Source organism: Rhizobium nepotum 39/7 (genome assembly GCF_000949865.1).
In the GTDB taxonomy this organism is placed as follows: domain Bacteria; phylum Pseudomonadota; class Alphaproteobacteria; order Rhizobiales; family Rhizobiaceae; genus Agrobacterium; species Agrobacterium nepotum.
The window spans coordinates 58,828-82,455 of record NZ_JWJH01000002.1; the positions used below are offsets into that span (position 1 = coordinate 58,828).

The 23,628-nt window shown below is 59.7% G+C and carries 21 protein-coding genes; 13 read left to right on the plus strand and 8 right to left on the minus strand.

Annotation, left to right across the window (positions count from 1 at the left end; translation table 11 throughout):
• Positions 1 to 266: 266 nt before the first annotated feature.
• The gene (gene aspS / locus RS75_RS01880) at positions 267 to 2,054 is read right to left on the minus strand and encodes an aspartate--tRNA ligase (RefSeq protein ID WP_045016805.1); all 1,788 of its coding nucleotides are present in this window, start codon (positions 2,052 to 2,054) and stop codon (positions 267 to 269) included.
• Between the two features lie 179 nt (positions 2,055 to 2,233).
• Between aspS and RS75_RS01885 the strand changes: the two genes are divergently transcribed.
• The 6 genes from RS75_RS01885 to RS75_RS01910 all read left to right on the plus strand — a co-directional run bounded on the left by RS75_RS01885 (position 2,234) and on the right by RS75_RS01910 (position 8,705).
• On the plus strand, positions 2,234 to 3,505 hold the full coding sequence (locus tag RS75_RS01885) for an MFS transporter (protein ID WP_045016808.1): 1,272 nt from the start codon (positions 2,234 to 2,236) through the stop codon (positions 3,503 to 3,505).
• Between the two features lie 82 nt (positions 3,506 to 3,587).
• Positions 3,588 to 4,748, plus strand: coding sequence for a ribonuclease D (gene rnd, locus RS75_RS01890; protein WP_045016810.1), 1,161 nt, complete (start codon positions 3,588 to 3,590; stop codon positions 4,746 to 4,748).
• A gap of 394 nt (positions 4,749 to 5,142) precedes the next feature.
• Positions 5,143 to 6,171 carry an adenylate/guanylate cyclase domain-containing protein gene (locus RS75_RS01895; protein WP_045016811.1) on the plus strand — a complete coding sequence of 343 codons (1,029 nt, stop codon included), beginning with the start codon at positions 5,143 to 5,145 and terminating at the stop codon, positions 6,169 to 6,171.
• Between the two features lie 122 nt (positions 6,172 to 6,293).
• Positions 6,294 to 7,652, plus strand: a complete 1,359-nt coding sequence (locus RS75_RS01900; RefSeq protein WP_045016813.1) for an esterase-like activity of phytase family protein — start codon at positions 6,294 to 6,296, stop codon at positions 7,650 to 7,652.
• A 162-nt stretch (positions 7,653 to 7,814) separates the two neighbouring features.
• Positions 7,815 to 8,162, plus strand: coding sequence for a YunG family protein (locus RS75_RS01905; protein WP_045016816.1), 348 nt, complete (start codon positions 7,815 to 7,817; stop codon positions 8,160 to 8,162).
• Positions 8,163 to 8,357: 195 nt separating this feature from the next.
• Positions 8,358 to 8,705, plus strand: a complete 348-nt coding sequence (locus RS75_RS01910; RefSeq protein ID WP_045016817.1) for a hypothetical protein — start codon at positions 8,358 to 8,360, stop codon at positions 8,703 to 8,705.
• A 128-nt stretch (positions 8,706 to 8,833) separates the two neighbouring features.
• On the opposite strand, the gene ppx is transcribed toward RS75_RS01910, so the two are convergent.
• The 4 genes from ppx to RS75_RS01930 form a co-directional block, all read right to left on the minus strand.
• Entirely contained in the window at positions 8,834 to 10,357 is a 1,524-nt protein-coding gene (ppx, locus tag RS75_RS01915; protein WP_045016819.1) for an exopolyphosphatase, read from the minus strand.
• On the minus strand, positions 10,354 to 12,552 hold the full coding sequence (locus tag RS75_RS01920) for an RNA degradosome polyphosphate kinase (protein ID WP_084686375.1): 2,199 nt from the start codon (positions 12,550 to 12,552) through the stop codon (positions 10,354 to 10,356). The genes ppx and RS75_RS01920 overlap by 4 nt, the downstream gene beginning before the upstream one ends.
• A 98-nt stretch (positions 12,553 to 12,650) precedes the next feature.
• Positions 12,651 to 13,391: a DnaA regulatory inactivator HdaA gene (gene hdaA, locus RS75_RS01925; RefSeq protein ID WP_045016822.1), complete on the minus strand. Its 741-nt coding sequence runs from the start codon at positions 13,389 to 13,391 to the stop codon at positions 12,651 to 12,653.
• A gap of 2 nt (positions 13,392 to 13,393) precedes the next feature.
• The gene (locus RS75_RS01930) at positions 13,394 to 14,551 is read right to left on the minus strand and encodes an AI-2E family transporter (protein WP_045016824.1); all 1,158 of its coding nucleotides are present in this window, start codon (positions 14,549 to 14,551) and stop codon (positions 13,394 to 13,396) included.
• Positions 14,552 to 14,846: 295 nt separating this feature from the next.
• Here RS75_RS01930 and purM point away from each other — a divergent pair, with 295 nt between their 5' ends.
• The 5 genes from purM to RS75_RS01955 all read left to right on the plus strand — a co-directional run bounded on the left by purM (position 14,847) and on the right by RS75_RS01955 (position 18,407).
• A complete protein-coding gene (purM, locus tag RS75_RS01935) occupies positions 14,847 to 15,920 on the plus strand; it encodes a phosphoribosylformylglycinamidine cyclo-ligase (protein ID WP_045016827.1) in 1,074 nt (357 codons plus the stop codon).
• Positions 15,917 to 16,591 carry a phosphoribosylglycinamide formyltransferase gene (gene purN, locus RS75_RS01940; RefSeq protein WP_045016829.1) on the plus strand — a complete coding sequence of 225 codons (675 nt, stop codon included), beginning with the start codon at positions 15,917 to 15,919 and terminating at the stop codon, positions 16,589 to 16,591. The genes purM and purN overlap by 4 nt, the downstream gene beginning before the upstream one ends.
• A gap of 132 nt (positions 16,592 to 16,723) precedes the next feature.
• Positions 16,724 to 17,659 carry an omptin family outer membrane protease gene (locus RS75_RS01945; protein WP_045016831.1) on the plus strand — a complete coding sequence of 312 codons (936 nt, stop codon included), beginning with the start codon at positions 16,724 to 16,726 and terminating at the stop codon, positions 17,657 to 17,659.
• Positions 17,660 to 17,769: 110 nt separating this feature from the next.
• Positions 17,770 to 18,009, plus strand: a complete 240-nt coding sequence (locus tag RS75_RS01950) for a type II toxin-antitoxin system Phd/YefM family antitoxin (RefSeq protein ID WP_045016832.1) — start codon at positions 17,770 to 17,772, stop codon at positions 18,007 to 18,009.
• The gene (locus tag RS75_RS01955) at positions 18,009 to 18,407 is read left to right on the plus strand and encodes a type II toxin-antitoxin system VapC family toxin (protein ID WP_045016835.1); all 399 of its coding nucleotides are present in this window, start codon (positions 18,009 to 18,011) and stop codon (positions 18,405 to 18,407) included. Before RS75_RS01950 ends, RS75_RS01955 begins: the two co-directional genes overlap by 1 nt.
• A 17-nt stretch (positions 18,408 to 18,424) precedes the next feature.
• Here the strand turns inward: RS75_RS01955 and RS75_RS01960 are convergent, their stop codons facing one another.
• Positions 18,425 to 19,042 (minus strand): NUDIX domain-containing protein, encoded by a 618-nt coding sequence (locus RS75_RS01960; protein WP_045016837.1) that lies wholly within the window; start codon positions 19,040 to 19,042, stop codon positions 18,425 to 18,427.
• 66 nt (positions 19,043 to 19,108) lie between these two features.
• Positions 19,109 to 21,328, minus strand: coding sequence for a molybdopterin-containing oxidoreductase family protein (locus RS75_RS01965; RefSeq protein ID WP_045017289.1), 2,220 nt, complete (start codon positions 21,326 to 21,328; stop codon positions 19,109 to 19,111).
• Between the two features lie 28 nt (positions 21,329 to 21,356).
• Between RS75_RS01965 and RS75_RS01970 the strand changes: the two genes are divergently transcribed.
• Entirely contained in the window at positions 21,357 to 22,220 is an 864-nt protein-coding gene (locus tag RS75_RS01970; protein WP_045016839.1) for a 23S rRNA (adenine(2030)-N(6))-methyltransferase RlmJ, read from the plus strand.
• Between the two features lie 4 nt (positions 22,221 to 22,224).
• Here RS75_RS01970 and RS75_RS01975 read toward each other — a convergent pair whose 3' ends face one another.
• Complete coding sequence (locus RS75_RS01975; protein WP_045017291.1) at positions 22,225 to 23,172, minus strand: lysylphosphatidylglycerol synthase domain-containing protein; 948 nt, start codon at positions 23,170 to 23,172, stop codon at positions 22,225 to 22,227.
• Positions 23,173 to 23,420: 248 nt separating this feature from the next.
• Here RS75_RS01975 and RS75_RS01980 point away from each other — a divergent pair, with 248 nt between their 5' ends.
• A complete protein-coding gene (locus RS75_RS01980; protein ID WP_045017294.1) occupies positions 23,421 to 23,606 on the plus strand; it encodes a type II toxin-antitoxin system HicA family toxin in 186 nt (61 codons plus the stop codon).
• Positions 23,607 to 23,628: the final 22 nt, after the last annotated feature.

The window sequence follows — 23,628 nt, forward strand, 5'->3', positions numbered from 1 at the left end:
CAACCGGGAGGCTTTAGGGGCCACAATGCGCCGCATCCGCAGGCGAATCGGCAGCAACCCACCTTTGTATTCGTTCAGAACCAGATACCAGGAGTCTTAGGTCGGCACCTAACACGGCTACGCCGTTAATACTGTCTATGATTGCAATTATGAACAAAACAATCGGGCATGGTCATGGACCGCGAGCGGCATTGCCACGTTTGTTGCAAAAACACAAAGGGCCGGCGTTACCGCCAGCCCTTTGTTCAAACCCTTATGGGTCGGGATCAATCCTTCTTGGAAGGAATGACGCGGAGCGAGAGTTCGCGAAGCTGCGTCGGCGTTGCCGGCGACGGCGCGTTCATCAGAAGGTCCTGCGCCTGCTGGTTCATCGGGAACAGGGTGATTTCGCGCAGGTTCTTGGCGCCGACCAGAAGCATGACCACACGGTCGATGCCGAAGGCGCAGCCACCGTGCGGAGGCGCGCCGTACTGGAAGGCGCGGTAGAGACCGCCGAAGCGTTCTTCCACGTCGCTCTGCGACAGGCCGACCTTTTCGAAGGCCTTGACCATCAGCTCGGGCGACTGGTTACGGATCGAGCCTGAGGCGATTTCGAAGCCGTTGCAGACCGCGTCATACTGGTATGCCTTGATGGAAAGCGGATCGTCACCCTCCAGCGCTTCCATTCCGCCCTGCGGCATCGAGAAGGGGTTGTGGGCGAAGTCGACCTTCTTTTCTTCATCGTTATATTCGAAGAACGGGAAGTCGACGATCCAGCACATTTCGAAACGGTCGCGATCGATCAGGTTCAGCTCGTCGGCAGCGCGGGTGCGCGCCTCGCCGGCAAACTTGTAGAACTTCGCGGGATCACCGGCGACGAAGAAGCAGGCATCGCCCACTTCCAGGCCAAGCTGCGTGCGCAGCGCCTCGGTGCGTTCCTCGCCAATGTTCTTGGCAAGCGGACCGGAGCCGCCGACCTTGCCGTCTTCTTCCTTCCAGAAGATGTAGCCGAGGCCGGGCTGACCCTGGCTCTGCGCCCAGACGTTCATGCGGTCGCAGAATGCGCGCGAACCGCCTGACTTCGCCGGGATCGCCCAGACCTGAACCTTGGGGTTGGATGCGATCATGCTGGCGAAGACCTTGAAGCCCGAACCATCAAAATGTTCGGTCACGGCTTCCATGACGATCGGGTTGCGCAGGTCCGGCTTGTCGGAACCGTATTTGCGGATAGCCTCGTCATAAGGAATGCGCGGCCACTCTTTCGTCACCGGCTTGCCTTCGGCAAACTGTTCGAACACGGCCGTCATCATCGGCTCCATCGTGGTCCAGACATCTTCCTGGGTCACGAAGCTCATTTCGACGTCGAGCTGGTAAAATTCGCCCGGCAGACGGTCTGCACGCGGGTCTTCATCACGGAAGCAGGGAGCGATCTGGAAGTAGCGGTCGAAACCGGCCACCATCAGAAGCTGCTTGTACTGCTGCGGAGCCTGCGGCAGCGCAAAGAACTGGCCTTCGTGAATGCGCGAGGGCACGAGGAAGTCGCGCGCACCTTCCGGCGAGGATGCGGTGAGGATCGGCGTCGTGTATTCGGCAAAGCCCAGATCGCCCATGCCCTTGCGCATGGAAGAGATGATCTGCGTGCGCCGGACGATGTTCTTGTGCAGGGTTTCGCGACGCAGGTCGAGGAAGCGATACTTCAGGCGAACGTCTTCAGGATATTCAGGCTCGCCGAACACCGGCAGCGGTAGTTCCCTGGCAACGCCCAGAACCTCGATTTCCTGAGCGTATAGCTCGATCTCGCCGGTCGCCATGCCCTTGTTGACGGTGTCTTCCGAGCGCGCCTTGACGAGACCGTCGATGCGGATCACCCATTCGCCGCGTACCGTTTCGGCAATCTTGAAGGCCGGGCTGTCCGGATCTGCCACAACCTGGGTGATTCCGTAGTGGTCGCGAAGGTCGATGAAGAGAACGCCGCCATGATCTCGCACGCGATGAACCCAACCGGAAAGGCGAACGGTTTCGCCGACGTCGGACTTGCGGAGAGCGGCACAGGTGTGGCTGCGGTAACGATGCATTTTTTTATCCTGGAACGTGTCGTGGCCCGATGGGCGGCACTGTCGAAATTTGCCGGAAAAGCGCATGGCCAGCCTGATTTGTCAAGGCAAAGCGCAAGATTGTCGCCTTCCGCCTGTCCTTTCCCCCGCCTTCGCTTTAGATAGGGTTCACCCAGCCCGCCAAACCGAGTCGGCCCGCAATGAGCCAGATCAAACCTCTTATCCCGCTTCTCGTCACCGCCGGCATTCTGATCGGTGGCAACGGCCTGCAGGGAACCTATATTGCGCTGCGCGGCCTGTCGGAAGGATTTTCGGCCAGCACCATCGGCCTCATCAGCGCCGCCTACAGCATCGGTTTCGCGCTGGGCTGCATTTCGGTGACGCGCCTTCTGCGCCGGATCGGCCATATCCGCACCTTCGCCACCATGGCAGCGGTCGCCTCCGCCGCGTCGATCGCCATGCCGCTCATCCTGCATCCGCTGTTCTGGATGCTGATGCGTTTCGTCATCGGCATTGCGGTCGCTTGTCTTTTCGCCGCAATCGAAAGCTGGATCAATGCGCAGGTGACGAATTCCAACCGGGCGCGCACGCTGTCCATCTATCGCTTCGTCGATCTCGGCTCCGTCACGCTTGCCCAATATATGATACCCATCGCCGGCATCGACGGACCGGTGGTGTTTTCGCTAATCGCCATGGCGCTCACACTTTCACTGGTGCCGATCTCGCTTGCCGACAAATCCAACCCTGCCCCGCCGAAACAGATCCCCTTCAATCTTTTTGCCGTCTGGCGCATCTCGCCGCTTGCCGTCGTCGGCTGCGTGGCCGTCGGCCTCAGCATGGCGGCCTTCCGCAATATCGGCCCGATCTATGCCGAACAGATCGGCCTTTCCGTCACCGCCATCGCCACCTTCATGAGCGCCGGCATCATCGGCGGCGTGGTGCTGCAATATCCGCTCGGCGTTTATTCCGATCGCTACGACCGCCGCATCATCATTCTTGCCACGACAGCCGGTTCAGTGATTGTCGGCCTGTTCCTCGCCTTCTTCGCCGGCACGGATGAATGGAGCAACATCATCGGCGTCTTCGTCTTCGGCGCCTTTGCCCTGCCGCTCTATTCGTTGAGCTCCGCCCATGGCAACGACCATGCGAAGGAGGGCGAACATGCGATGGTTTCCGCCGGACTATTGTTCTTCTGGTCGGTGGGCGCAACCGTCGGGCCGCTTCTCGCCTCCGTCCTGATCGACCAGTTCGGCCCGAAAGCGCTGTTCAGCTATACGGCCGCGATCCAGATCGTCTTCATCGCCTACACCATCTACCGGCTGCAGGTGCGCGAGGGCGTTCCGGTGGAGGAGAGGAACTGGCGGTTCCGCTCGCTTTTGCGCACATCCGCCTATTTTCAGAAGCTGGCCGCACCGCCACCGCCCAAAAATGACGGGCCGGAGCCAAAACTCCCTGAGAAAAACGATCCCTGAGCCCGGAAAAGCGGGCTTTGTATTGACATGAGGGCGGCAAAGGGAAAGTAAGACGGATAATTTTCACGAGTGGCCATTTGCAATGATTGAAACGACTGCCGCCCTCGCCGAAGCCTGCACGGAACTGGCGAAATCGGAATTCATCACCATCGACACCGAGTTTCTGCGCGAAACGACCTTCTGGCCCGAACTCTGCCTCGTGCAGATGGCAAGCCCGACGCTCGAAGTGCTGGTCGATCCGCTCGCCAAGGGTCTCGACCTTACGCCGCTTTTCGAGCTGATGGCCAACCCTGATGTCGTCAAGGTTTTCCATGCCGCGCGGCAGGATATCGAGATCATCTATCATCTCGGCGGGCTTATCCCCCATCCGATCTTCGATACGCAGGTTGCCGCCATGGTGTGCGGTTTCGGCGATTCGATCTCCTACGATCAGCTGGTCCAGAAGATCAAGAACGTACAGATCGACAAATCCTCGCGTTTCACCGACTGGAGCCGCCGTCCGCTGACCGAAAAGCAGCTGGACTACGCGCTGGCCGACGTGACCCATCTGCGTGACATCTATCTGGCGCTGAAGGCGCAGCTGGAGCGTGAAGGCCGCTCGCTGTGGCTGACCGAAGAGATGGACATTCTGGAATCGCGCGACACCTATGACATGCATCCCGACGATGCGTGGCTGAGGCTGAAATCGCGCCTGCGCAAGCCCACGGAACTCGCCATCCTCAAATTCATGGCCGCCTGGCGTGAGCGTGAGGCGCGTTCGCGCAACGTGCCGCGTTCACGCGTCCTGAAGGACGATGCGATCTTCGAGATCGCCCAGCAGCAGCCGAAGGACACCGAGGCGCTGTCGCGGCTTCGCACCATTCCGAAGGGCTGGGAACGCTCCTCGTCCGGCGCCGCCATCATCGAAACCGTGAATGCGGCGCTGGCTCTTCCGAAAGAGGAAATGCCGAAGGCGCCGCGTCACAGCCACGCACCGGAAGGTTCGGGCGCTGCCGTGGAACTTCTGAAAGTTCTCCTGAAGCTGACGGCGGACAAGCACGGCGTTGCCGCCAAGGTCATCGCCAACAGCGAGGATCTGGACAAGATCGCCTCCGAGGGCGAGGAAGCTACCGTGGCGGCCCTGACCGGCTGGCGGCGCGAACTCTTCGGCGATGTGGCCCTGAAACTCATCAATGGCGAAGTGGCACTGCGTTTTGCCGGCAAGAAGGTCGAGGCCGTGGAGGTTGAGGCGAGCGGGCCGTAACCGCCCGCCCCTTCACCCATCGCTTTGCAGACCGTCTCGCTTCGAGACCTTTCCACGAGACGCTTCCGCGTTTTGTTATTCGCTATCCTGCTGGCGGCCGCACGCATTCCACTCCCTGCGCTTGAAACGGTGCATCCCCGGACCATCGGCAAGAGCGTTTCACGCCAAAACGCGCAAAGCGCCATCGACGATTCGGTTTAAACCGGACAAGTTCCGGCGTGACACGGCGTCGACACCCCTTTTGCGGCAACGGCGCAACAGCCTTTCCAATCCTTCATGTGACCTTACTGAATGGTCACTTTTTGCAGCGCATTTTCCACACTAATGTCGCATATGACAACGACAGAAGCTTCGCCCAACGGGCGGAACTTCCTTTCCGAGATCAAGAACCGATATGAGAAAATTGCTGCCCATTCTGGACTACGTGGTGCTCTTCGTTGCCGTGGCCGGCAGCGGCGTGGCCTACGCGTTTCTGGAATATGGCGGCGGCGCACTCATCGGCGCTACCTATGCGTTGTTCGCCTGCGCGCCTATTCTCGCCTTTGAGCGCGGTTACGTGCTGCCCGGCCTGTCGCGGCAGGTCAGCGCATTGCCGACCCCGGTCTATATTGCGGTCGGCCTCATCATCTACGCCATCCTCGTCTTTTGCGGCTTCGGGCTCGGCGGCACGATCCTCTGGGCGAGCGGGATATTTCCCGGCACATGGAAGCGGGCAGTGCATGCCGAGGTGCAGACGCTGATCTTCACCCTCATCGTCTGCGGCATCATCGTTTTCATCATGCGCGTGCGCGAGCTTCTCGGCCGCGACATCTTCATCGACCTCATTTTGGGTCGCTACCGCCGCCCCGTCAGCGAAGACCGCGTCTTCATCTTCATCGACCTCGTCGGCTCCACCTCCTTTGCCGAAACCCACGGCGACCTGAAGGCCCAGGAATATCTGGGCGAGATCTTCGCAAGCTATGCCGCGCCGGTCAGAAAACACGGCGGCGTTATCGACGACTATATCGGCGATGCCGCCATCATCACCTGGCCCTATCACATGGCGATCAGGCGGGCGGCCTGCGTGCGCTGCGTTTTCGATATTCAGGCGACCATCGAGGATAAGCGCGACATGTGGCTTGCCCGCTTCGGCGAAGTCCCGCGTCTGCGCTTCGCCATTCATGGCGGACCGGTCATCACCGCCGAAATCGGCGTCGATCACCACAAGATCACCTATTTCGGCGATACCGTGAACACGACCTCACGGCTCGAATCACTGAGCAAGATGCTCGGCCATCCCGTGCTGATTTCCGCCGACCTTGCCCATCAGCTGGTGCTTCCCAAGGGCGTGCGCAGCGAATATCTCGGCGAACACGCGGTCAAGGGTCGTGGCCAGACGCTGGGCGTTTGTACCCTCAGCCAATATCAGGCCCCTGCCGCCTAAGGGCGATTTGCTCCCACCCGTCCGCAAAATTCATCAAAGCTTCAAACGGCGATCACCTGCCTGTCATACGGCACCCCTATCGCCTCAATCCTGTCTTCAACAGGTATTGAGGGGTCTCCACCATGAAGCACGCTCTTTTCGCACCTTTAGCCATTCTCGCGCTGGCCACCGCATCCTATGCGGCGGAACAGGAGTTTCCGGCAAAGCTGGTCTCCCACGCCATTCTGCCCGCCAACACCATCATCGCGGCACCTGCGGACGCGCCGGAACACCTCAAGACCTCCGCCAAGTTCACCACGGCCGACCGCAAGCGCGCAGAAGGTCTAGGCACCGTGCCCGGCAAGGACGGCGTGCGCCTAACCGGCCTTTCCATGCCGTTCAACGGCCAGGCGATGCAGGGCTTCTCCGGCATCAAGACGATGACGGACGGTACCTTCTGGAGCCTTTCCGACAATGGTTTCGGCTCGAAGCTCAACTCCAGCGACGCCATGCTGATGCTTCACCACCTCAAATTCGACTGGGATGCCGGCAAGGTCAACGCGCTGGAAACCGTGTTCCTTTCCGATCCTGACAAAAAAGCACCCTTCCCGATCGTCATGGAAGGTTCCGACAAACGTTACCTGACGGGCGCCGATTTCGACGTCGAATCCATTCAGCCCGTTGCCGACGGTTTCTGGGTGGGCGAGGAATTCGGACCTTACATCCTGAAATTCACCCGTGACGGCAAACTGACCGACGTCATCGCCACCAAGGCCGGCGATATCGAGGTGAAGTCTCCGGATCATCCGACCCTAGCGCTGCCCGGCAACCCGACGCAGAAGATGCCCGCTTTCAACCTGAAACGATCAGGCGGTTATGAGGGCATGGCGCTCTCCAAGGACGGCTCGAAGCTCTATGGCCTTCTGGAAGGCCCGCTTTACACGGCCGAAGGTCAGGTCGAAAAGACCGAAGACGGCTCGACCGCACTCCGGATCATCGAACTCGACACCGCCAAGAAGGCGTGGACCGGCCGCACCTGGCTCTACCCGCTGGCGCAGGGTGGCGAAGCCATCGGCGACTTCAACATGCTGGATGAGAGTACGGCGCTGGTCATCGAGCGTGACAATGGCGCCGGTACCGCTGACAAGGCCTGCGCCGACCCGAAGAAGCCTGAAGCAAATTGCTTTGCCGTGCCTTCCAAGGTCAAGCGCATCTACAAGATCGAATTCAACGACGCCAATGCCGGCAAGGCGGCGCGCAAGATCGGCTATATCGATCTGCTGAAGATCTCCGATCCTGATAACAAGAAGCGTCAGGGCGGCGGCAACGGTTACTACGACATGCCCTTCGTCACCATCGAGAATGTCGACCGCGTCGACGCCACACATATCATCGTCGGCAACGACAACAACCTGCCCTTCTCCGCCGGCCGTGCGCTGGACAAGGCTGACGACAACGAGTTCGTCGTGCTGGAAGTCAAGGAACTGCTCGACGCGAAGTAAGAAAAACGGGGCCGGAATTCGTTCCGGCACCATCAGCGCATCGGCGCGAACTCAACAGGCGGAGCGTCCATGCAGCCTTCAAAAGGATGCGCGGCGCTCCGTTCCGTTCCTCAGCCGACCATGCCTGACCCGGAACCCGGTTCCGACACAGGGAAGACCCTCATGCAGGACCATGCCGAACGACTTTATTACGCCCTGAGGAAAAGCTGGTCGATCGAGACCAGCAGCCTGTGGTCGAGAGAAAACCCCGCAAGGGGGCAAGGCGGTGTCACAGCACTTGTGGTGCAGGACATTCTCGGTGGCGACCTCGCCAAAACCGCCGTCAGCGGCGGCGATCATTTCTACAATATCGTCGACGGCACGCGTTGGGACTTCACCTTCGCCCAGTTCGATATTCCAGTCGGTTACCAGGACAAGCCCGCTACCCGTACGGAAGCGATGGCAAGGGCGACGCCGTTGCAATATGCCTATCTTAGCGCGTGTATAAGGAAGGCGCTGGGGCATGGTTGAATAATAGCGGCCCATAGCGTGACGACTGGCTTGTTCCGGCGGCGAACCGATTTCGGTCTGCCGGCTTTTTCGCTTGTGGTTCCAATGCCGCAATTTCGGCTTCGCCTCCCAACACAGACACAATCCATGACATAGTATCGGCCATGGCATAATACCGGCAGGCAAAACGAGGTGCACCCCAAGGAGAGATGTCCGATGAATGAGAGCTGCCCGGTCCTGACGCCCGCCGAACGGCAAGTTCAGGATATATTGGAACGGACAGAAACGTCGATGATGGCCACCATTCATGCAGCGCTGGAGCGCGCCAGCAAACAGGCCGTCGAGGAACTCCAGGCAATCGGCTCTGAAATACCGCCACCGCCTCATGACTATTTTGCCGCTGTCGCGCATCAACAGCTTTTCCTGCTGTTATGCGGAGCCGATCGGGAAACATTCGAGGATGGAGATCCTGAAGTCGCAGCCCACATCATCCGGAATGCCCAAAGCATATCCGACCACTACTGGAAGAAAAAAGATACGGCTGCGGATGTTTCGGGCGACTGATCTGCAAGCTCAGCAGGAAATTCAAGGATCACAACAGCGCAGAGGTCGTTACCTTCGGCCACACGTCCCATGAATATCCCGAAGCGCCAGAACCGCAATTGAGACCCAATCGCGGCAGTCTCTTTCCACTACTCGAACACAAACGCCAGCCGCTTGCCCGTCAGCTTCGCCAGCTGCTGCAGGCGTCCGTCCAGACGCTCGCCGGCGAAATCGCAATAGGCGTGGGGCACCACGAACTCCAGATCCACATCCGGATTGGTGGATTTGCGGAATTTCAGGTGATCGACGACGCCCGGCATCGAGGCCGAGAAGAGGTAAACCACGCGCAGCAGGCCACCGAGCAACTTTCCGAGCTCAAGCAGGCGGTTTCCCGCCATGACGGCAAGCGGCTCAGTGGTGCCGTTGTCGTTCAGCCCTTCGAAGCGGTAATAATTGGCGAGCGCGATATAGGCGCGGCCGGGATGGGTGATCGCCACGAAGGAGGAGTGGGCGATGATGTTGAGCGCCTGCAAGCCGCGATAATCCGGATGCGCGCGCCAGCTGATATCGGCCAGAAGACAGGCGGCCTGCCGGTAACGGCTTTCCTCTTCCGTCTCTTCGATGCCGAAGACCGGAAAGGTGCGGCCGCTCCAGTCCGCGAGTTCGCGCGCATGCTCGGGCGAGCGGGCGCGCAGAATGGCAAGCTCGTCGGCCGTGACCAGCAGCGGATCCAGATCCCGCTCGGCTTCCGTCAGCAGCGAATAAAGATATCCTTCACGCACGCCCTGCGCCGAAAAGGCGATCTTCGATGGCTTCATCGCCTTCAGAACTTCGCGCATGGCGATGGCGCCAAAGGGCAGAAGCGCACGGCGGTTTTTGGAGACCGCCTGCCAGGCTGGATCTTTGCTATCCCGGGAGACGACGACCTCCTCCAGAAAATTCAGCATTTCCGCCAGCGGCAATTCATATCCCTGCATCATGTGCAGCGGATAACCGGTAATCTCCATATGCAGCTTGGCGATGTTTCGCCATGTGCCGCCCACGGCATAAAAGGTGCGCCCCTCGCCCGCCGCCAGGAGTTTTGCGAAAGATTTGACGTGCTTGCGGGCAATGGTCGCCGCCTTCTCGAGCGAGCCGTCCGATTGCTCCGACAGGCGAAGGCCGCCAAGCGGCAAGGTAATGCCCTCGCCGCAGCTCTTGCCATTGATGTCGATGAGTTCGAGCGAACCGCCGCCCAGGTCGCCGGCGATGCCATCAGGATCGTGGAAACCGCTGATCACGCCGTAGGCGGAATAAAGCGCTTCCTTTTCTCCGGAAAGCACCTCGACCTCGCAACCGAGAATGGCTTCGGCTTCACGGATGAAATCCGGGCCGTTTTCCGCTTCACGTGCCGCCGCTGTCGCCAGCACGTAGAGTTTTTGCGCCTGCGCCTGCTCGGAAAGCGCATGGAAGCGCCGCAGCGCCATCAGCGCCCGGTTCACGCCTTCCTCATGCATCCGGCCCGTGAGGGCCAGCCCCTTGCCGAGACCGCAGAGGACCTTCTCGTTGAACAGCACGGCGGGCGCGCGGGAAAGACCTTCATATACGACGAGACGAACGGAGTTCGAACCAATATCTATGACGGAAACGGGGGCAAGGCCGGTCAGCCGCCCCTGTGCTTCTGATCGAGTCATTCAGCCTGTTTCTTGCGGGACGAAATCAACCCGGCAATCAATTTGGGCGCACTGGATTTCAGGGCTTCACCACGTCCGGAAAGGCTGGGGTTGGTCATGAAATAGTGCTGCGCGTTGAACGGTTCTTCGCCTTTACGCACCTCAATGCGCCTCGACGTTCCGTCCGCAAGTATCTCGTAGCTCTGCTGGTTGTCAATGAGATTGCCCAGCATAATCTGTGAAAGAACCTGCTCGTGCACGGTGGGGTTGGTGAGCGGCACCAGCGTTTCCACACGGCGATCAAGGTTGCGCGGCATCATGTCGGCCGAGCCGATATAGACCAGCGCCTTGTCGGATGGCAGGCCGAAACCGTTGCCGAAGCAGAAGATCCGGCTGTGTTCGAGGAAGCGGCCGACGATCGACTTGACGCGGATATTGTCCGACAGTCCCGCCACCTGCGGGCGCAGGCAGCAAATGCCGCGCACGACGAGATCGATTTCCACGCCCGCCGCACTGGCGCGGTAAAGCGTATCGATGATCTCGGGATCGACCAGCGAGTTCATCTTCATCCAGATCGCCGCCGGCGCACCGCGCTTGGCATGTTCGATCTCTTCATTGATGTGCTTCACGATGCGCGCGCGCAGCGTATAGGGCGAAATGGCGAGCTTCATACCCTCTTCCGGTTCGCCGTAACCCGTGATGAAGTTGAAGATATTCGCCATGTCATGGGCGATCTTCGGGTTGCAGGTGAAGAAGGAAAGGTCAGTGTAAATCTTAGCCGTGATCGGGTGATAGTTGCCCGTGCCGAGGTGGCAATAGGTTCTGAGCTTGCCGTCTTCGCGGCGCACCACCATCGACATCTTGGCATGGGTCTTGAGTTCGATGAAGCCGAACACCACCTGCACGCCGGCCCGCTCCAGGTCGCGCGCCCAGCGGATATTGGCTTCCTCGTCGAAGCGCGCCTTCAGTTCCACCAGCGCGGTGACGGATTTGCCGGCTTCGGCCGCGTCGATCAGCGCGCGAACGATCGGGCTGTCGTTGGAGGTGCGGTAGAGCGTCTGCTTGATGGCGAGCACTTCGGGGTCGCGCGCAGCCTGCAGCAGGAACTGCACAACCACGTCGAAGCTTTCATAGGGATGGTGAACCACCATGTCCTTTTCGCGGATGGCGGCGAGGCAATCGCCGGCATGTTCGCGCACGCGCTCGGGGAAACGGGCGTTGTAAGGCTCGAATTTCAGGTCGTCGCGCGGCGCCCGCACGATTTCCGAAATGGTGTTGAGCGCGAGAAGGCCGGGCAGAACGGCGACGCGATTATCCGGCACGCCAAGCTCGTGCACCACGAACTGGCGCAGCGACTGCGGCATTTCGCTGTCGGTCTCGATGCGGATGACGGAACCTCGGCGGCGGCGCTTCAGCGCGCTTTCGAAGAAACGGACCAGATCTTCCGCTTCTTCCTCCACCTCGATATCGCTGTCGCGGATGATGCGGAACGTGCCGAAGCCCCGGACCGTATAGCCCGGATAAAGCCGGTGAATGAACAGGCCGACCACATCTTCGAGCGTGATGTAGCGGATGGCGTTCTTGTCGTCAGGCAAACGAACGAAGCGGTCGAGCGCAGTTGGAAGACGCAACAGCGCCGTCATCGGCTCGCGGCCGTTGACGCTGTCGAGTTGCAGGCCCATCGAGAAACCGAGGTTCGGAATGAAGGGGAACGGGTGCGCCGGGTCGATGGATAGCGGCGTCAGCACCGGGAAAATCCGCTCTTCGAATTCGGTGCCCAGCCATGTCCGGTCCGCATCGGAAAGTGCTGCGGGCCGCACGACGAAGATTTCTTCCTTGGCGAGATATTGCTGCAGAACGGCAAGCGAGGCCTGCTGCTCCATCTGCAGATTGTCGATTTCCTTCAGAATGTCTTCCAGCTGCTCGGCCGGTGTCTTGCCGTCAGGCGTCCGGACCGTGATCTTCTGGCGCACCTGGCCTTCGAGGCCGGCGACGCGGACCATGAAGAATTCATCGAGGTTGGCGGCGGAGATGGACAGAAAACGCAGCCGCTCCAGCAGCGGATGATCCGTATTCAGCGTTTCTTCGAGAACACGGCGATTGAACTGAAGCCAGGAGAATTCGCGGTTGATAAAGCGCGCGGGGCTGTCCCAGAGGCTCTCGCCCTCGGTCACCGGCTGAACCTTGTTGAAGTCGTCCTGCACAATAGCGTCCATGTCCTGTACCATCCCCTGACCTTCCGTCCCGTGATCCTGCTGCATCCCGCGATCGTCCCTCTTGCCCGTATAACAGTTTGACGACGGAACTGTGACAGTCAATCGACCTCCAGCCCGCTATCCGTTGCTCCATCGGCCGCCGTATCGCCCATCGTGTTGAGGACTTCCGCCGCCAGCGGACGGGTTATCCTTGTTCCACGCGCCAGTGCCAGCCTGTCGATCCGGTCCACGATCGTCTGTGCCGTATCGAGCGAACGCTCCATTCTGTTGACGATATAGCCTATGAGTTTGTCATCCATATAAAGCTGCCGGTCGGCGAAGAGTTTCACCAGCACCTGCGCCAGAAGCCCCTCGTCGGGTTCGCCCGTCTCCACCACCGTCACGGCTTTCAGGCGCGAGCGCAGATCCGGCAGCGTCACCGGCCATGCGGCCGGCGATTGCCGGCTGGTCATCAAAAGCGTGGTGCCATGCTGGCGCACGCTGTTGATGACATGGAAGAGTTCGGTGTCGTCAAACCCGCGGCGGTCGGCATCCTCGAAAAGCACCGGTCCGGTTTCGGCCGCGCGCGCGGCATCCGCGCCGGTTTGCGGATGGATATCCCTGGCACCGCTGATATTCTTCCAGATATTGGCGAGGTGCGATTTTCCCGAACCCGGCGGCCCGGCCAGCACCACCACTGGTGATGGCCAGTTCGGCCATTCATCCACGAGGCTGACGGCGGCCTTGAGCGAGGCGGACACGAGAAGGTCGTCCCTTCCGGAAGCGGACTGGTGCGAGAATACGAGCGTCAGCTGCTCGGCCTTCGACCGGGCATTGTCGTTTTTGATTTGGTCAGTCATTGTCAGCCCTGACCATCCGCCTTGTCGGAGGAGGTTTCCCTTTCTTCCAAGGCAAGGTTGGCTTCCCAGGGAAGGTTGGCGGCGTGCCCATGGTAAAGATCGCTTTCAAGATACCGCGACAATGCGAAGCGGACAAGCACGCCAACGGCCGCCGCCGCCGGCACGGCGACCAGAAGGCCGACGAAACCGAAAAGAGCGCCGAAAGCGAACAATGCGAACATCAGCCACACCGGATGCAGGCCGACGCTTTTGCCGACGAGCTTCGGTTGCAGGATGTTGCCTTCGATGAACTGGCCGGAAAAGAACACGGCCAGCGTCAGAAACACATAGATATAATCCGGCCAGAACTGCACGATGGCGACGCCGACGGCAAGGATGAGGCCGACCATCGAACCAATATAGGGAATGAAGCTGATGAGGCCGGAGAAAAGGCCGATCAGCAGGCCGAAATTAAGGCCGACCAGCGACAGGCCAACGGCGTAATAGACGCCCAGAATAAGGCAGAGCGACCCCTGCCCGCGCACGAAACCGGCAATCGTCCTGTCCATATCACGGGCGATCTGGCGGACGGTATGCACGTAGTCGCGCGGTATCCAGCTATCGACCTTGTCGATCATGCGGTCCCAGTCGAGCAGCAGGTAGAAGGCGACGACGGGCGTGACGACCAAAAGCGACATGACATCGATCAGCGATTTGCCGGAATTCCATATCTGCGCCAGCAATGTGCCGATGAAACCGGCGCCTTCGGTCAAGAGCTTGGAAAAATTCTCCTTCACGGCATCGATCTGGTTGCTCACCCAGTCCGGCAGAAGATTGGTATCCGCGCCGGCGATCAGCTGCTGCAACGACGAGATATATTGCGGGACGCGCGTGATGAATTCCGAGGCCTGGGCGGCGATCAGCGGAATGATGATGATGAGCGACAACGCGAAGATCAACACGAAGGAGACGAGGATGACGACGGTCGCCATCAACCGGTTAAGGCCGCGCCGCTCCAGCCAGTCGGCCACCGGATCCAGAAAATAGGCAACCGCCATGCCCGCCACAAAAGGCAGGAGAATGGAGCTGAAGACCATCAGGAAAAGGACAAAGACGACAAGCACGCCGATCCAGAAAAACACCTGCCGGCGCAGGTTCATACCGCTTACATGGGGTTGCATCCGTTTATCCTTTTATCGCCGTGCCGTCTTCGCCCATCATGGAAATAGGATGCGCGTATGCACATGGTCAAGACCGCCGGCCGGCAGTGATCGACAGCACAGGTGTCAGGTCGGCGCAACGACGACGGGTTTTCAAGTCTACGCTGCGCATATCGCCGTCGAGAGGCCCAAGGCACACAAAACGTCAAACCGTCGCAAAGCCGTTAAAAACCGGAGCTTTTGCCACTCAAACCCTTGCATAAGGCCCCGTCCCGTGCGAATGGCGACGCCAAAGGAACCAGCGGAGACGAGAGCCATGAGCCAGTCGGGCAAGAACGGTCTTACCTATAGTGATGCGGGTGTGGATATCGACGCCGGCAACCTGATGGTCGAAAAGATCAAACCGGCGGTGCGCTCGACGCGGCGTCCCGGCGCGGACGGTGAAATCGGCGGCTTCGGCGGCCTGTTCGATCTGAAAGCGGCCGGCTTCACCGATCCGGTTCTGGTGGCCGCCAATGACGGCGTCGGCACCAAGCTGAAGATCGCCATCGACGCGAATTTTCATGACACCGTCGGCATCGATCTCGTCGCCATGTGCGTCAACGATCTCGTCGTGCAGGGTGCCGAACCGCTGTTCTTCCTCGATTATTTCGCGACCGGCAAGCTGGACCCCGACCAGGGTGCGGCCATCGTTTCCGGCATTGCCGCCGGTTGCCGCGAATCCGGCTGTGCACTGATCGGCGGCGAGACCGCCGAAATGCCCGGCATGTATTCCGATGGCGACTATGATCTTGCAGGCTTTGCCGTCGGTGCTGCCGAGCGTGGCCAGCTTCTGCCGGCCGGCGACATTTCCGAAGGCGACGTCATTCTCGGGCTTTCTTCCTCCGGCGTTCATTCCAACGGCTTCTCGCTGGTGCGCAAGATCGTGTCGGTCTCCGGTCTTGACTGGGACGCCCCTGCCCCCTTCGCCGACGGCAAGAAGCTCGGCGAAGCGCTGCTGACGCCGACCCGCATCTATGTGAAGCCGCTTTTGAAGGCGATCCGCGAGACCGGTGCGCTGAAGGCGCTGGCGCATATCACCGGCGGTGGTTTTCCCGAAAATATTCCGCGCGTTCTGCCCAAGCATCTCGCCGCCGAGATCGATCTCGACGCGATCAAGGTTCCGGCCGTCTTCTCGTGGCTTGCAAAAACGGGCGGCGTCGAAGCCAAGGAAATGCTGCGCACCTTCAATTGCGGCGTCGGCATGATCGTGGTCGTTTCGGCTGAAAATGCCACCAAGGTCACCGACGCCCTGACGGCGGAAGGCGAGACCGTTTTCCCGCTCGGCCGCATGGTTGCCCGCGAAGAGGGCGCGCACGGCACGATCTACAAGGGCGCTCTCGGCCTATGATGAGCGCTGCCTTCCCGTCTGGCCGCAAACGCGTCGTCGTTTTCATTTCCGGCGGCGGCTCCAACATGGTGTCGCTGGCCAAGGCCTGTCAGGCGGCGGATTTTCCCGCTGAAATCGCCTGCGTGATCTCGGACAAGGCGTCAGCGGGCGGACTGGAAAAGGCGCGGGACTTCGGTATTCCCACACTGGTCTTCGAGCGCAAGACCTATGCCAGCAAGGCCGAGCATGAGGGCGCGATACTCGCGGCACTTGGCGAGATTGCGCCTGATATCATCTGCCTTGCCGGTTACATGCGGTTGATCTCGGGGGATTTCATCGCCCCCTATGAAGGCCGCATCATCAATATCCACCCTTCCCTGCTGCCGCTTTTCCCCGGCTTGCACACCCACCAGCGCGCCATCGACAGCGGCATGAAGATTTCCGGCTGCACCGTGCATTTCGTCACCGAAGGCATGGACGAAGGCCCGACGATCGCTCAAGGCGCGGTGCCGGTTCTTTCCGACGACACGGCCGAGACGCTGGCGGCACGGATACTCACCGTCGAGCACCAGCTCTATCCGCTGGCCCTCAAGCAGCTTGCGGAAGGCAAGGTGCGGATGGAAGGCGGCAAAACCGTCTCCAGCAGCGACACAAGTAAATCTGAGTATTCCAGCCTGATTTCCGCTTTCTGATAAAGAATACACTAAAGTACAAAAATGCCTAAAGTGGTACTTCTCACAAAATAAACCGATCATTTACCATAATCGTCTCTAATGCCCACAACGGCCCAGCGTTTCAGGCCCTCCGGTCATTCAGGAGCGATTATGCTATTTTCGAGATTTTCCCTGCCGCTTTCGGCCCTCCTGCTGATGAGCGGCAGCCTGCCGCTCGCCGCCGAACAAGGTGGCATCACCGCGTCGCTGGATGCTGGTGTTCTCAATCTCAGAGCGACCGAAACCGTCCATATCGGCAATCGCAAAATAAGCGAACTCGAATGGGAAACGAAGAACGCCATGGCGCTACGCGGTTCGCTCGGGCTTGAGCTTGCGCCCGGCTGGCGGGTGAAGGCAGAAGGCCGTGTCGGCTTCGAAGGCGATGGCTACATGACAGATTACGACTGGCAGTGGCCGTTCTATCAAGACGGCTCCAAGAACGGCTGGAGCGATCGCTCCCAGCATGACGATACCAGGCTCGACCATTATTTTTCGGGAAGTCTCGAACTCAATCGCATGCTGCTGGACGACCCGCAGCAATATCTCAGCGCCGGCGTCGGCTTCCGCTACACGGATGTGCAATGGTCCGCCTATGGCGGCAATGCCGTCTACAGCATTTTCTCCCCCCGTGATTTCGCAGGCAAATACAAGGATGGCCTCAAGGGGATCACCTACCGCCAGCAAATCCCGGTTTTCTACGGCAATCTGACCGGCGGCCAGAAGTTCGGCAACTGGTCGCTCAATGCCGGCCTCGAAGGCGGCGCGATGGTTTATGGCAAGGCGACGGACGATCATTGGCTGCGCGAAATGCGCTTCACCGACAAGTTCGACGTTGCCGGCATGTTCGGGGTTAAGGCGGGCGTTGCCTATGACCTGACAGAGAACGCCTCGATCTATCTCGACGGCTCCTACGAATATACCGGTCTCGGGCGTGGAGACACCCACTATAGCGGCGCAGGCGCCGGGAACCTTTCGTCGGAAAAAAATGCTGGTGGTGGCGACTTGCAGGCGATTTTCATCGGGGCTGGTGTCAAAGGCCGGTTCTGAACCAACCGCCAGCCGAAAGATGCATCGACGTGGCGCACTTGGCCAAGTCATTGACCAACCCTCACAGCACGCCTATTATCGCTATGATATGTGGATGAGGTTATCGCTCCATGACAATAACAATCAAAGTCGGAGAAGCCAAAACGCACCTCTCGGAGCTTCTTGTCAGAGTGGAGGCGGGTGAAGAGGTCGTTATTGCGCGTGGAAACGAAGCTGTGGCGCGTCTCGTCAGGGCGAGCGATCCTCAATCGCGTCGGCATCTCATCTCCGCAATGCGGACAGAACGGTCTCAGCGGGAAAAGACGACTGCGCATGAGATAAAGGCGTGGAAAGACGAAGGCCGCAAATAATGGCTTTCGTCGTGGACGCATCGGTTGTCGCGGCATGGTTCCTGCCTGACGAAGATGGTGCAGTTGCCGACGAAGCACTGTCGCGGCTGGAAACGCAAGATGCTTTCGCGCCGGATCTTCTGTCACACGAGTTGCGCAACATCCTGCTTTCTGCCGAACGTCGCAAGCGTATTACCCCGGACGAGATATTTGTCATTCTCATGCGGTTTGCAAGCCTGCCGCTCACGCTGTCGTCAAGCGCCGACCATGTGTCGATCATCCGCCTGGCGCAAAAACACTCCCTCTCCGCGTATGACGCCGCCTATCTGGCACTCGCGGTTTCGCAAAATGCGCCTCTCGCAACACATGACAGAAAGCTTGCGGCGGCAGCAAAGCTGGAAAACGTCGCCTTCGTATAACGCGTTACCGTGAACGTTCAGAGCTGCGCCCGGTTCAACATCGCCCATTGCAGCAGAATGATCGTCTTGGAATCGGTGATTTCGCCAGACGCGATCATCGCGAAGGCCTCGTCGAGGCCATAGGTCAGAACCTCCAGATCCTCGCCTTCGGTTTCCAGCCCACCACCGCTTCCCGCCTGCACGTCGAGATCGATGTGGGCGACGAAGAGGCTGACTTTTTCCGTGAGCGTGCCGGGGCTGGCATACATGTCGAACAGATATTCGACCTTTTCGACCGCGTAGCCGGATTCTTCCATTGCCTCGCGGCGAATGGCATCGGCCGCGTTGTCGTCATCGAGAAGTCCCGCTGGCACTTCGATCATGAAGCTTGGATCGCCGTTCACGAAGGCGGCGGGGCGAAACTGGCGCACCATCACCACGCTGTCGCGTTTTACATCGTAAAGCAGGATGGCGGCGGCGCTGCCGTGATCATGGACTTCCCGCACGATACGGATCGTCTTGCCATCCGGCATGCGCTGGTCGAAAACGAGCTTCTGCATATGCACGAAGCCCTTCCACACCGTTTCTTTTTCCACCAACAGGACCCTGCCGGCGTCAATGTCGGCCGGAAGGTCTTTCACTTGCGTCTGTGTCACCGGATATTCCCTTGCCTGTCGCGGAAGTTTTCAGCCTGCCCTTGTTGCGGTGCAATATCAACCCTTTCAGGCTTCATCGTGACGGCGGAGCCACACCTTGTTGTCGTGGAAAGCAGCGCCGCCATAGGGGGCGACGGCATCGGCACCGGTCAGCACATTGATGCCCTCGCCGTCCAGATGCGCCTTGTTGGGCCACAACCCCTCGGCGATCAGCACGCCGGGCCTGGCGCCCTCCACGATTTTGGCATGGAGGCGCACTTCGCCGCGGCCATTGCCGATGCGCACGATATCACCATCGGCGATACCGTTGCGGGTGGCGTCCTCGGGACAGATCATCAATTCCGGACGGCCTTCCTTCTGCACGGAGGTTTTCGTTTCTGCGAAAGTGGAGTTCAGGAAGTTACGCGCCGGCGATGTCGCCAGCCGAAAGGGATGGTCCCCGTCGGCGGTTTCAATGACGTCGACCTGATCCGGGAACTTCGGAAATTGCGAAACCGGCCCCATCACGCCGATGTTTTTCGGCGGTTTATTCGGAGACGGCCCCGTCGCCCATTCGGGGCTGAAACGGAATTTTCCGTCGCCATAACCAAAGCCTTCGAGATAATGCGCCACCTCGAAAGCGGGCTGCGCATCGATCCATTTTTCCTCGGCCAACGTATCGAAATCACCCCAGCCGCTGACTTTCAGCATATGATCGACATGCTCGCGGGCGGAAAGGCCGAAGCCCGGCATATGATCGATACCAAGACGCTTCGCCAGTTCTTCGATGACGAAGAGATTGGTGCGCACCGTTTCCGGCGGCTCCACCAGTTTGGGGCCGAGCAGAATGTGGTTCTGGCCGCCGGCGCGGTAGATATCGTCATGTTCGAGGAACATGGTGGCCGGCAGCACGATATCGGCCAACTCTGCCGTCTCCGTCATGAACTGCTCATGCACGGCAACGAAAAGATCGTCGCGCAGGAAGCCCTGTTTCACCAGCCGCTGCTCGGGCGCGACATTGACGGGATTGGTGTTCTGGATGAGCAGCGCCGTCACCGGGCCGCCATGGCGCAGCGCTTCGGCGTCGCCCGTCAGCACACGACCGATCTGCGACTGGTCAAGCTGGCGCACGTCGGGGTCGGCGTAAGCCGTCCCCATCAGTTCCGACTTGTTGAGCCGGAAGATATCGCCGTTATTGTGGAAGGCGCCACCGCCCTCATATTGCCAGGAGCCGAGAACCGTCGCGATCGAAAGAGCGGCGTGCATGGCGACCGCGCCGTTGCGCTGGCGGGCAAAACCGTAGCCCAGCCGGAAGAACGTCTTTTTCGTCGTGCCGACAAGCCTTGCAAAATCCTCGATCTCCTCGACGGAAAGGCCGGTGATTTCGGACGCCCATTGCGGCGTCTTTGTTTTCAGATGCGCTTCCAGCCCGGCCGGATCGTCAGCAAAGCGCGCCATGTAGTCGCGGTCAGCATAACCGTCACGGAAGGCGATGTGCATGATGGCGCAGGCGAGCGCCGCATCCGTGCCCGGCCGCAGGACGATGCGCATATCCGCCTGTTTCATGGTCGGATTGTCGTAGATATCGACGACCACGATCTTTGCGCCGCGTTCCTTGCGGGCCTTGACCGCATGGGTCATGACGTTGACCTGAGTGGCAACCGCATTGGTGCCCCAGATGACGACGATGTCGGCCCTGGCGATCTCACGCGGATCGGGACCTCGTAGCGCGCCCGTGCCCATCACATAACCCGTCCAGGCCATGTTGGTGCAGATCGATCCGAAAAAGCCGGAGTACTTTTTGGCATGGCGCAGACGCTCGATGGAATCGCGCTGCACCTGCCCCATGGTTCCGGCGTAGAAATATGGCCAGATGGCTTCCGCGCCGTGCCGAGCTTCCGCCTTGACGAAGGCGTCGGCCACCTCGTCCAGCGCCGCTTCCCAGGAAATCTCCTGCCAGTCGCCCGCACCTTTCGCGCCCTTGCGGCGCTTCGGGGTCAAAAGACGGCCGGGATGATAGATGCGCTCGGAGTAACGCGCCACCTTGGCGCAGATGACGCCGGCGGTGTATGTATTGGCATTGGCGCCGCGCACGCGGCCGATACGGCCATCGGCATTGATGTCGACTTCCAGCGCGCAGGCGCTCGGACAGTCGTGCGGACAGACCGTATGGCCGGTGCGCGTGGCACCTTCGGCCTTCGGGGTGGCGTTTTTAGCGGAAATCGGGGTCGCAACGTTCATGTCTTTTCTATATTGCATCATCGATGCGGCAAAAAGGCCGAAGTGACGTCCATCAAGAATATTCATCATCACCATCGGCAAGCGAGAGACATCCATGAACTATCGCCACATCTACCACGCAGGCAATTTCGCGGATGTTCTCAAACACGCCGTTCTCGCCCGCCTCGTCCGCTACCTGCAAAACAAGGACAAGGCGTTTCGCATGCTGGACACCCATGCCGGTATCGGGCTTTACGACCTGTCCTCGGAAGAGGCCCAGAAGACCGGCGAATGGCAGACCGGCATCGGCAAGCTGATGGATGCCGACCTGCCGGCCCCCATCGCCGAATTGCTGGAACCCTATCTTTCCGTCGTCAGGGAGCTTAACCCGCATGGCGGCATGCAATTCTACCCCGGCTCGCCGAAAGTCGCGCGCATGCTGTTCCGCCCGCAGGACCGGCTTTCGGCCATGGAACTGCATCCGGACGACGCACGCGCCTTGTCGCGTCTGTTCGAGGGCGATTTTCAGGCCCGCGTGACGGAGCTGGACGGCTGGCTGTCGCTCGGTGCGCATCTGCCGCCGAAGGAAAAGCGCGGCCTCATCCTCGTCGATCCGCCTTTCGAGCTTGAAAACGAATATCAGCGCCTGGCCGATGGCCTGAACAAGGCCTATCGGCGTTTCTCCACCGGCACCTATTGCCTGTGGTATCCGCTGAAAAAAGGCGCACCGATCAGGGACTTCCACGAGCGGCTGCAATCTTTCGACATTCCGAAAATGCTATGTGTGGAGCTTTCCGTCAAAAGCGACCGGCTCGAGGGCCTGAGCGGCTCCGGCCTCATCGTCGTCAACCCGCCCTATACGCTGAAGGACGAGTTGCACACGCTGCTGCCGTTCCTGAAGACTGTGATGGCGCAGGACAGATACGCCTCGCACCGCGCCTTCTGGCTGCGTGGCGAGGAAAAGCCGGAAGAGGATTGAGGGGTTACCTCAACCCTTCCCGCTTCTGCGCCTGCGTCAGCTGCGATCGTTCGAAAAACAGGATCACGAACAGGGCGATGATGAACGGAATGATGAGGTAGAACAGCCGGAAAACCAAAAGCGCTGCAATCACGTCAGCCGGGTTCATATCCGGCAGGCCGGTGACGAAGACCAGCTCCAGCACGCCAAGGCCGCCCGGCGCGTGCGAGATCAGCGCCGCTGAAAAGGAAATCAGGAAAATCCCGAGAATGATCATGAAGCCCGGATTTCCCGCTTCCGGCAGCGCAAAATAGATGATGCCCGCCGCCCCGATCAGCTCGATCGGACCGATGACGAGCTGCTGCGCCACCAGTTTCGGTACGGGATAGGGCAGGAAAAACGAGCGGATTTTCAGCGGTCTAAGCTTCAGCAAGCTGCCGAGTACATAAAGTCCGACAATGACGAGCAACAGGATGCCGGTGGTCGTCGACGCCTCGACGGGCAGGATGCCGGTGAAGCGCTCGGTAATATCAGGTTCGTAAAGCAGTACCAGACCGATCAGCATGATCGTTCCGATGATGAAGGTGAAGGAACAAAGGGCAACGAGCACACCGACTTCGGCAACGCTCAACCCCTTGGACGTATAGGCCCGGTATCGCACCACGGCGCCGGAGAATACGGATGCGCCGACATTGTGGGAAAGCGCATAGGTGGTGAAGGAGGTGAGCGTGATGAAGAACCAGTTCACCTTGCGGCCGAGATGCTGGAGAGCAATGCGGTCGTAACCGGCAAGGGCGGCATAGGCCACAAGCGTCGACAGGCCGGAACACATCCAGTCGCGCGCGCGGATGGCCGTCAGACTTTCCCAGAGATCATCGAGTGAAAGCCCTCGCAGCTCATGATAGAGCAACCAGGCCGAAAAACCGATCGTCGCCACACCAATGACGGGCCAGATGTATTTCTTCAATGTCATGCGGTCATGCCCGCCAATTTCCTCCGGCTTCACCCCAACCCGATTTCCGCTCCCGCAGAAGATTCGGCCGACTCTATTCGTTATGCGGCGAAGCTTTCAACCTTTTCACAAAAAATTGCCCGTTATCTGTCGCTGGTGTCCCGTGCGGTTGGTAACTGACGTTCACAAGGCTGTAATCGTGCAAATATATGCACGATATAAATTGACTTTCTGATTGCCGGTGCAAATATATGCACAGCGGAACTGCGATGGAAACAAACGCTGCTAAAATTATCAAACGGCTGAAAGACGAAGGTTGGGCCTTCGACCGGCACGGAGCCGCTCACGATATCTACCTCCACCCGGAGAAGGGTTTTGTGCAAGTGCCAAGGCATCGCAAACTCAGTTCCGGCGTTGCCGGTTCCATTGCGAAGAAGGCGGGGTGGGCCGCTTGACGCCCTATCTTGAATTGCCACT